The organism is Streptomyces sp. ATLC9 (assembly GCF_057196705.1).
The window spans coordinates 1-9,397 of the sequence record NZ_JBXUOY010000210.1 but is presented as its reverse complement, the minus strand read 5'-3'; the positions used below and the strand labels follow the sequence as shown (position 1 = coordinate 9,397).

The window sequence follows — 9,397 nt, the reverse complement described above, 5'->3', positions numbered from 1 at the left end:
CCGCGCACCAGGGCGCTCAGCCGGCCGGTGACCGCGCCGACCCCGGCGGCCAGGGCCGCGTAGCGGGAGGCGGCCAGCAGCTCGCCGACGCTCAGCTCGCCGGCGGCCAGCCGCATACCGCCCACCGCCAGGACGGCGATCGTCAGCAGGGGTACCAGGATGCCGCTGCCGACCATGGCCCGCCCGTACACGTGCCACATACGCCGCCCCTGGGAGGCCAGTTCGGGCAGCGGGGCCAGCACGCGGGCGCGTTCGCGGTCGGCGGTGCCCGCGGCGGCGAGGGTACGGGCGCCGGCCAGCGCCTCGACCAGGCGCGCGGCGATCTCGCCCTGGACGCGCTGGTAGCGCGAGACGCTGTCGGAGGAGCCGCGGGCGAAGGCGCGCAGCAGCAGCACCAGCGGCGGGACCCCCGCGCAGAAGGCGGCGGCGAGCCAGGGGTCCACCAGCACCAGCGCCGCCAGGGCGCCGAGCGGGGTGAGGAGCGAGGAGACGGCGGTGGCGGCGGCGGAGGGGGCGCCGCCGGCCTCGGCCGCGTTGCCCGACAGCCGGGTCACCAGGTCGCCGTGGCCGAAGCGGGCCGCCCGCCGGGGGCCCACGGCCAGCAGGTGCTCCAGTCCGCGGCGGCGCAGCCAGGCGGTGGAGCGGGCGTCGGTGGTGCCGGTGAGATGGGCGCTCACCGCGTCCAGCAGTACCTCGGCGGCGACCAGCAGCGCGCACAGCGCCGTCCAGCGGGCGGCCTCCCCGGCGCCGTCCAGCGCCAGGTCGAGGGTGTGTCCGAGCGCGGCGGGCAGGGCGACGGTCGCGGCGGCGGAGGCGGTGGCCAGCAGGCAGATCACCGCGGCGCGCCCGCCGCTGTGGCGGATCGCGGCCGTCAGGACGCGGTCGGCCGGCAGGCCGGTGGCGGCGGGGCCGGCGGCATCGGAATCGGCGGCGGGCTGGGGCGCCATGGGCGGTGGGCTCCTCGCGTCCGTGGGCGGCGCGGCGGGGGTACGCACGGGGCGGCCGGGGTAGACCTTGGGATACGGGGACGCGGTCCCGGGCGCTGTGATCACCCGGGACCGCGTCGGCCGTCTCACGCTCGCGGGATCAGGTCCCGCGGTGGCGAGGTCAGTTGCAGGTGGTGACGCTCAGGGAGCTGTCACCGCACAGCAGCAGGCTGGCCTCGGAACCGCCGGCGACGGTGCCCTTGTCCTCGGCGGTCTCCAGGGTCTGCAGGTCGAGAAGCGTCATTTCTCTGTTCCTTTCGTTTCCGTGGGGACGGGATTTTCCGGTACGGCCTCCCTGACGAGAGACCGGCTCTGGGGCCGCCCGGGGGGCGGCGGGAGGAAGGGCAGGTGCGCGGGGGTGTCGTGCAGCGCGCTGCCCAGGGCGAGCAGACAGCCGGCCGTGCCGGTGGCGAGATCCATCGACAGGCGCATCATCTGCTCGCCGGGGAAGGCCAGCAGGCCCTGGTAGGGGACGGCGGCCCGGGTCAGCGAGGCGATCTGGCGGCGCAGGTCCGCCTCACGGGCTGCGGGGTCGCCGACGGTGGTGCGGCTCAGGTGCAGGATCATCCCGGCCGTGCCCCGGAACAGGGCCGGCTGGGCGTAGAACCTGGAGCGGGCGGCCCTGAGGATGTCGTGCCGCGCCCGCTCGAACCGCTCGTCGTCGCGGTGGGCGGCGTAGTCGTCCAGCACCATCCCGATGCCGACGCTGCCCTCGCCGAGGTAGGGCATGGTGCGCCAGCCCTCGTCCACCTGCAGGGCCCCGCCGGCGCTCGTCACGCAGTGGTCGAGGTCGCGCCGCAGCGCTTCGGCGGCGAGGTCGAGCAGTCCGGGCTCGCCGGTGCGCTCGTACAGCCGCAGGAAGAGCAGGGCCTGGCCGGCCGAGCCGTACAGCAGCCCGGCCCGGGGGCCGCCGCGTCCGGTCCCGCGTCCGCCCTCGCCGGCCTTGTCGGTCCTGCCGGCCTTGTCGGCGACGAGGCGGGCGCAGCGCAGCGCGGCGTCGCGCAGAGCGCTCTCGCCGGTGGAGGCGGCCAGGGAGTCCAGCGCCAGACCGATGCCGGACAGCCCGCCGTGCAGGTCGGGGGCCAGATCGTCCCAGGGCTGGTCCACGACCGTCCCGGCCAGTTCCAGGGCCCGGTCGGTGTGGCCGAAGCGCTCCAGGGTCCAGGCGATGCCGGACAGCCCGTCGTAGAAGCCGAGCGAGGTGCCGGAGGCGGGCTCCTTGGTCCTGCGCAGCAGCCAGTCCTCGGCGGCCGGGCACCTCTCGGCGCCGGTCTCGGCCAGGGCGTGGAGCACGCCGGCCGCGCCGGTGGCGAAGGAGGCCCCGCCGCCCGCGGCGAACTGGGCGATGTCGCCGGGGAAGAAGCGGTCCTCGCGTTCGGGGGTGGCCGAGGCGAGTATCGCCCGTGCCATCGAGTCGCGGCCGTGCGGCCAGTCGGCGGGGTGGACGGGCAGGTAGTAGCCCCGCCCGGGCGTGCCCGCCGCGGCGTCCGCCGTCCCCTCCCGTGCCGTGCCGCCCGGCCCGCGCCCGGCGCCGGACGGCACCGGGGGCTCCCAGCCGCGGAGGATCTCCGCCACGGCCTCGTCGAGGAACCCGCGCGGTACGGGGAACTCCTCGGCCACCAGTTCGGCCAGGTGCGCCGCCTTGCCCCGGTCGATCGCCAGCAGACTGGTCTGCGGCAGGAAGAGCGCGATGCGCAGGCAGGCCAGGGCGTAGCGGTCGACGTCGAACCCCCTGCGGTCGGCGGGGGCCACGAAGCCGGGGTTGGCGATGACCTGGCGGCGGCCCTCGTCGATGTGGGCGGCGGCCTCGAAGTCCAGCAGCGTCACCGACCGCTCGTCCTCGGAGACCATGATGTTGAACAGGTGCAGGTCGTTGAAGACGACGCCGCGGGCGTGGACGGCCTCGACGGCCTCCTCCACCAGCCGGTGGACGCGCAGGGCCCACTCGGTGTACCCGGCGATCGCCTCCGGGCCGGGGTCCGCCTCGATCAGCGGATGGCGCAGGGCGAAGAAGCTGTTGAGCGGCCGGCCCTCGACGTACTCCAGCACCAGGAACCAGTGGTCGCCGAGCTGGAACCAGTCGCGCACCTCGGGGGTCTGGGGCAGGCCCGACAGCCTCTCCAGCGCCTCCTTCTCGCGGCGCAGGCGGGCCACGGCGTCGGCGCCGTCGGCGGCGAGGCCGGCGTGGGGGCGGCCCTCCTTGAGGACGACCTTCTCACCGGTGCGGGTGTCGGTGCCGACGTACACGCCTCCGCCGTTGGAGAAGTGCAGGGCCTTCTCGATGCGGTAGGGGATGTCGGCGACCTTCGCCGCGCCGCGGGCCTCCAGATGGGGGCGCAGGAAGTCGGGGAGGGTGATCCAGCCGGGGACGTGGAAGGCCGGGCCCCTGCGGTCGGGGACCAGGCGGCCCTCGGCGTCCTCGACGGCGGGACGCAGCTCGCCGTCCTCGTAGCAGTGCCGCTCGGTGAAGCTGCCCCAGCGCACGTGCACCGGGCCGTTCCCCCAGCGCAGGTCGCTGAGGATGTACGGGCCGCTCTCGCCGGCCAGCAGCGCGTCGAGGTCCTCGGCGATGGTGCGGCACTGCTCGTCGCCGGCCGGGTAGACGGTGACGAACTTCCCGCTGGCGCCGCGGTCGGCGTACTTGGCGTTGCGGTTGTGCAGGAGGTAGCGGCTGGGCATGAACTTGAAGGCCACGCCCCGGGACACGCAGTAGTCCCACACCTTCTCCAGGATCCGCTCGGCGTTGTCCAGGCAGGCCGAGACGTGGATCTTCCAGCCCTGGGCGGGGAGTTCGGCGTCCAGGGGGCGCAGTGCCAGCCAGTCGCCGGAGCGGTGGCGCTGCCAGCCGGCGGGGGCCGGGCGGCGGGCGGCCTCGTAGGTGCCGGCCCGTCCGGTCTCGTCCGAGAGGCGGTGGGGGGCGTCGTAGAAGTGGCGGTCGGCGTCGCAGAAGACGGCGTAGCCCTTGCTCATCGTTCCCCCTTCGGCTCTTCTCGGTCACCGGCGGCGTCCGGGGAAGACCCTTCCACGGCGCCGAGGGGCGGAACAGTCACAGCTGTCACGAGTCGGCCGTGAGGAATGCACGAGTGGTTCGCGAGCGGCTCGCGAACGTCTTCCGGGGCGGGGAGGGGGCCGCGGACCTCGCGGGGGACGGCACCGGTCCGCACCGCCGGGGGGCGGTGCGGACCGGTGTGACCTGCCGGTTCCCGGTGGTTCTCCGTGGTTCCCGGATCTACCGGCCGGCCTGGAGCGCGCCCCAGGTGCCGCTGCCGACGATGCCGTCCACGGCCAGGCCGCGGCTGCTCTGGTAGTCGCGCACGGCGGTCTCGGTGTTGGGGCCGAAGACGCCGTCGGCGTCCACGGTGCGGCCGAGCGCCGCGGTCAGGGAACGCTGCAGCCGCCGTACGTCCGCCCCCGAACCCCCCCGCTTCAGCACGGGCCTGGCGCCGGCCGACAGCAGGGCGGTCCAGGTGCGGGCGCCCACGACGCCGTCCGCGGTCAGGGAGCGGCTGCGCTGGAAGGCCCGCACCGCGCCCTCGGTGCCGGAGCCGAAGACGCCGTCCACCGTGCCGGCGTCGAAGCCGCTGTTGTTCAGCAGGTGCTGGGCGGCCTTCACCTGGGCGCCGGTCGAACCGCCGCGCAGGGTGTCGTAGGAAGCGAAGTCCAGCTGGACGGGGGCGGTGGCGCCGCCGCGGACCAGCTGCATGTAGTAGGTCCAGTTCCAGTTGGGGCCGGGGTCGGTGTGGTCGTTGCCCGGCACCTCGACGTGGCCGACGATGTGCGACCGGTCCATGGGGATGCCGTAGCGGTCGCACAGGTGGCGGGTCAGCGCGGCCGAGGAACGGTACATGGCGTCGGTGAACCAGGAGGGGTCGTCGACGTAGCCCTCGTGCTCCAGGCCGATGGAGTACGGGTTGCCGGACCTGGCGTGCCAGGCGGTGTCGCGGTCGCGGACCGTCTGGGTGACCTCGCCGTCCGAGGAGCGGATCACGTAGTGGGCGCTGACGTTGGAGGCGGGGTTCTGGAACCAGCTGATCGACCCGGCGTAGGACCCCTGGGTGACGTGGACGACCACGTGCGTGATCGACGACGAGCGGCCGGAGGTGTAGTTGCCCGAGTGGGCCGCCACCCACCGCGCGGGCGGGTAGTCGGCGCTCAGCGCGCCCGCCCCGGCGGGCGCGGGGGCGCCCAGCGGGCGGACCCCGGCGTAGCGGCCGCGCTCCGGCCCGGTCTCCCGCGGCCGTACGGTGACCCGCTCGCCGGCCGGGGTCAGGGCGCTGAAGCCGTCCTCCAGGAAGTCGTAGACGGTGTCGGCGTACAGCCGGGCGGTGCGGTCGTCGTCCGCGCCGCCGTAGCGGGCCACCACCGGGTACCAGGCGTCCGCGTCGCGGCGGTCGGCGGCGTCCAGGCCCATCTCGTCGGCGTGGGAGCGCAGGACGGCGGCGCCGCCGAGGATGTTGGCGGCGGTGTCCTTCCTGAGGTCGGCGGCCGGCTCGCCGGTCAGCGCGGCGGCCTTCTCCAGGGTGCGGCGTTCGGGGCTGCTGACCAGGTGCATCACCCCGTAGCCGCCGGCGTGGCTGGGTTCGCCGCCGTGGCCGTCGAGGCGGGTCTCGCCGTAGCCCACCGCGACCAGCAGGTCGCGCGGGACCTGGAACTCGCCGGCGGCCCGTTCGAAGGCCCGGTTGACCGGGTCCCGCGGCACCGGGTCGGCGGGGGCGGCGCCCGCGGGCGCGCCCGTGGCGACCACCGCCGCGGCGGCCAGGGCGCAGAGCACGGATGTGCCCGCCCGTCTCCGGGCGGTGCGGCGTCGGAACATTCTTCCTCCCGGTCAGCATGTGCCTGGGGGTGAGCACTCACTGCTCGCTCACGCCGGTGGTCGGAAGGAATTCCTACCTTGAAAGTCATGGACACGTCAATAATTTCACGGCTTTCCCCGGTGATTCCAAACACCTCCGGACGGGAATTCGAGGCAGGGTGCCGGAAAACCCCGGAAAGGAACACCCTTCCATCCGAACGGCCGCCGCCTGGGCGGACGGCCTCCGGCGCGGCCGTCCCCGCACCGGAGGCATTCGCGCCCCCGCAGAGGGTGGCGGATCCGCGCTACGCGCGTCAACGAAATACGCCGGAAACGGCGGGAGTTCTTTGGTGTGAACCACTGGAGGAGACTCCGGAACGAATGAGTGGGACACACCGGAACACCTCGTCGTCCGCCGCGGCGGCAGCCGCGGATGTGATCCCGCTCCCACCTGCGGCCCGGCCGGAACCGCGGCCGTTAGAGTGACCCGCGGAACGTCCTGTGCCCGAGCGGGGGAAGCCGGTGCGAATCCGGCGCTGACCCGCAACCGTGATCAGGCGGACACCGCCCCGTCCGCCGTACAGCCGGAGCACCCGCCCGGGCACGCAAGGCTCCCGGGGCCGTCCCCGCCGCACGGCGGGACGCGGCCCCGGTACCGGCACCGTCGAGGAATGCGGAGCCGAGCCCGGTGTGCCCCGTGCGGTGAGCGCGGCCGGCCGGCCGTGCACGGCTGCGCCGCGAGAAAGGCACCCGCCCATGTCCCTGCGCCGCACCGCCGCGGCCCTGGCCGCCTCCACCGCGCTCTGCGCGGTCGCGGCCCCCGTCGCCGCAGCCGACGAGTCGCCGTCCGCGCGGCCCTTGGCGCAGCGGGATCTGCCCCCCGGGCTGTACGGGAAGGACGACCCGCAGTACGACGGCGTGTGGCGCCAGTCGACGGCCCTGCTGGCCCAGGAAGCGGTCGGGGTGGAGCCCGCCGCCGAGGCCGTGTCATGGCTGACCGGCCAGCAGTGCGAGGACGGCTCCTTCGCCTCCTACCGCCCCGACCCCGCCCGGGCGTGTACCGGCAAGACGGTGGCCGACGTCAACGCCACGGCCGCCGCCGTCCAGGCGCTGGCGGCCCTCGGCGGCCACGGCGAGCGGGTGGAGCGGGCCGTGAAGTGGCTGCGGACGGTCCAGAACGACGACGGCGGCTGGGGCTTCAACCCCGGCGGCCCCAGTGACGCCAACTCCGTCTCCGTCGTGATCGGCGCCCTGGACGCCGCGGACGAGGACCCGGCGAGGACGCTCTCGGCGAAGGGCGGGAAGTCCCCCTACGACTCCCTCCTCGGCTTCCAGCTCGGCTGCGGCGCCGAGGAGGACGAGCGCGGCGCCTTCGCCTACCAGCCCGACGAGAAGGGCCGCCTGGCCGCGAACGACGACGCCACGGCCGCCGCCGTACTGGCCGCCCGGGGCGAGGGCCTGGCCGCCCCGTCCGGCGGCGGGGGCGGCGGCGCCGAGGACCGCGGGGCCGCGAAGGCCCTGGAGTGCGCGGAGGACGACGGCGAGGGCGACGGGGGCGGCGGGAAGCGCACCCCGGCCGAGGCCGCCGACGCCGGCGCCGCGTATCTGACGCGGGTGCTGGAGGCGGGCGGCGGACATCTGAGGTCCGCCATGCCCGGCGCCGAGGAGCAGCCGGACTACGGCAACACCGCCGACGCCGTGATCGCCCTGGCCGCGGGCGGCCACCGCGACGCCGCCGGGAAGTCGCTGACCTGGCTGGAGAGGAACCTCGACTCCTGGGACAGGGCCTCCGGCAGCCCGGCCGCCCTGGGGCAGCTCGTCCTCGCCGCCCGTGCCGCGGGCGGCGATCCGGCCGACTTCGGCGGGGTGAACCTGGTCGAGCGGCTGAACGCCACCGGCCCGGCCCCGGCCTCCGTCCCCTCCGGCGGGGACGGAGGCCGGAAGGAGGCCGCGGACGACGGCGGCGGCTCGCCGGTGGTGTGGTCCCTCGTCGGCGCGGGCCTGGTCGCCGGAGCGGGCGCCGGGTTCCTGATCAGCACGCGGAAGAGGCGGGCGCGGTGAGCGCGCCGCGCACCGTGCTCGCCGGCGTGCTGACCGCCGTGCTCACGGGCGTGTTCGCCGCCGCGCTGTCGGCGGCGGGCACGGCCCCCGCCCACGCCGCGGGCTACCGCTACTGGTCCTTCTGGGAGCGCGACGGCGGCCGGTGGACGTACGCCACACAGGGACCGGGCACGCTGCGGCCCGAGGACGGCGCCGTGCTGGGTTTCCGGTTCGCCGTCAGCGAGGACTCGGCCGGGGCGGACAGGCCCCGCGGGACCGGCGACTTCGAGGAGATCTGCGACGGCGCCGGGCCCCGGGAGGGGAGCAAGCGGATCGCGCTGAGCATCGACTTCGGCACCCGGGCCGACGCGCCCGGGGGCGAGAGGCCGCCCGGCGGCCGTACCGAGTGCGCGCACGTGCCCGAGGACGGGACCGCCGCCGAGGCACTGGCCGCCGTGCTGAAGCCGCTGCGGTACGACTCCGGCTCGCTGCTGTGCGCCATCGCCGGTTATCCGCGCACCGGCTGCGGTGAACAGGTCCCCGACTCCGCGGCGAAGACGGCCGGCGCCCCCGAGGGCGCGGCCTCCGAGGACTCCGGCGCGTCCGGGGACACGGCCGCCCCCGAGGACGGCGGCGGCCCCTCCGCCGGGCTGGTCGGGGGCGGCGCCGTCGTCACCGTGCTCGCCGCCGCGGCCGTCTGGCGGGCCCGCCGGCGCCGGTCATGACCCCCCGGCGGCCCCTGTCGGCTCCGCGCGCGATTGTGCGCACTCTGCGCGCCCCGCGCGCGACGCGCTCCAACGCGCTGCACGCGGGCGCGTGGTGGCTGTGGGCGCTGGGGCTGGCCACGGCCGCCTCCCGCACCACCAACCCGCTGCTGCTGGCCCTGATCATCGCCGTCACGGCGTACGTCGTCGCGGCCCGCCGCACCGACGCGCCCTGGGCGCGCGGCTACGGCGCCTTCCTGAAGATCGCCCTGGCGGTGCTGGTGATCCGGCTGGTCTTCGCCGTCCTCCTCGGCTCCCCGGTTCCCGGCACCACCGTGCTGTTCACCCTCCCCGAGGTGCCGCTGCCCCACTGGGCGCAGGGCGTGCGCATCGGCGGCCGGGTCACGGCCGAGGGGCTGGTGTTCGCGCTGCGCGACGGGCTGAAGCTGGCCACCATGCTGGTGTGCGTCGGCGCGGCCAACGCCCTGGCCGGCCCCGCCCGGCTGCTCAAGTCCCTGCCCGCCGCGCTGTACGAGGCGGGGATGGCCGTGGTCGTGGCGATGACGTTCGCACCCCATCTGATCGCCGACGTCCGCCGGCTGCGGGCCGCCCGCCGGCTGCGCGGCCGCGACGACAAGGGGATCAGGGCGGTGCTGCGGATCGGGCTGCCGGTCCTGGAGGGCGCGCTGGAGCGCTCGGTGGCACTGGCCGCCTCGATGGACGCGCGCGGCTACGGCCGTACCGCGCGCGTGCCGCCAGCCGCGCGCCGCACCACCGCCGCCCTCACCCTGGGCGGGCTGCTGGGCGTGTGCGCCGGGACGTACGGGCTGCTGGCCGCCCGGGGCGCGGCCTTCGGGCTGCCGGTGCTGCTGCTC

7 protein-coding genes and 1 riboswitch are annotated in these 9,397 nt (G+C 75.9%); of the genes, 3 read left to right on the top strand and 4 right to left on the bottom strand.

The annotated features are described in order from the left end of the window. The 4 genes from AC2CJA_RS19775 to AC2CJA_RS19760 all read right to left on the bottom strand — a co-directional run. A partial coding sequence (locus tag AC2CJA_RS19775) for an ABC transporter transmembrane domain-containing protein (protein ID WP_484604031.1) occupies positions 1–947 on the bottom strand: 947 nt, incomplete at its 3' end. Between the two features lie 160 nt (positions 948–1,107). Then, entirely contained in the window at positions 1,108–1,230 is a 123-nt protein-coding gene (locus AC2CJA_RS19770) for a SapB/AmfS family lanthipeptide (RefSeq protein WP_484604030.1), read from the bottom strand. Beyond that, entirely contained in the window at positions 1,227–3,956 is a 2,730-nt protein-coding gene (lanKC, locus tag AC2CJA_RS19765; protein ID WP_484604029.1) for a class III lanthionine synthetase LanKC, read from the bottom strand. Before lanKC ends, AC2CJA_RS19770 begins: the two co-directional genes overlap by 4 nt. A 259-nt stretch (positions 3,957–4,215) precedes the next feature. Next, entirely contained in the window at positions 4,216–5,799 is a 1,584-nt protein-coding gene (locus AC2CJA_RS19760; protein ID WP_484604028.1) for a peptidoglycan-binding protein, read from the bottom strand. Positions 5,800–6,291: 492 nt separating this feature from the next. Then, a riboswitch (cobalamin riboswitch) is annotated at positions 6,292–6,344 on the top strand. 190 nt (positions 6,345–6,534) lie between these two features. Between AC2CJA_RS19760 and AC2CJA_RS19755 the strand changes: the two genes are divergently transcribed. The 3 genes from AC2CJA_RS19755 to AC2CJA_RS19745 form a co-directional block, all read left to right on the top strand. Next, on the top strand, positions 6,535–7,839 hold the full coding sequence (locus AC2CJA_RS19755) for an SCO2321 family membrane protein (protein WP_484604027.1): 1,305 nt from the start codon (positions 6,535–6,537) through the stop codon (positions 7,837–7,839). Continuing rightward, positions 7,836–8,543 carry an SCO2322 family protein gene (locus tag AC2CJA_RS19750; RefSeq protein ID WP_484604026.1) on the top strand — a complete coding sequence of 236 codons (708 nt, stop codon included), beginning with the start codon at positions 7,836–7,838 and terminating at the stop codon, positions 8,541–8,543. Before AC2CJA_RS19755 ends, AC2CJA_RS19750 begins: the two co-directional genes overlap by 4 nt. After that, a partial coding sequence (locus AC2CJA_RS19745) for an energy-coupling factor transporter transmembrane component T (RefSeq protein ID WP_484604025.1) occupies positions 8,540–9,397 on the top strand: 858 nt, incomplete at its 3' end. The genes AC2CJA_RS19750 and AC2CJA_RS19745, both read left to right, overlap by 4 nt.

What these genes read in the sequence shown, in the direction of transcription:
- AC2CJA_RS19755 (WP_484604027.1), top strand. Translation starts at nt 6,535, where the DNA reads ATGTCCCTGCGCCGCACCGCCGCGGCCCTGGCCGCCTCCACCGCGCTC.
- AC2CJA_RS19760 (WP_484604028.1), bottom strand. Translation starts at nt 5,799, where the DNA reads ATGTTCCGACGCCGCACCGCCCGGAGACGGGCGGGCACATCCGTGCTC.
- AC2CJA_RS19770 (WP_484604030.1), bottom strand. Translation starts at nt 1,230, where the DNA reads ATGACGCTTCTCGACCTGCAGACCCTGGAGACCGCCGAGGACAAGGGC.
- lanKC (WP_484604029.1), bottom strand. Translation starts at nt 3,956, where the DNA reads ATGAGCAAGGGCTACGCCGTCTTCTGCGACGCCGACCGCCACTTCTAC.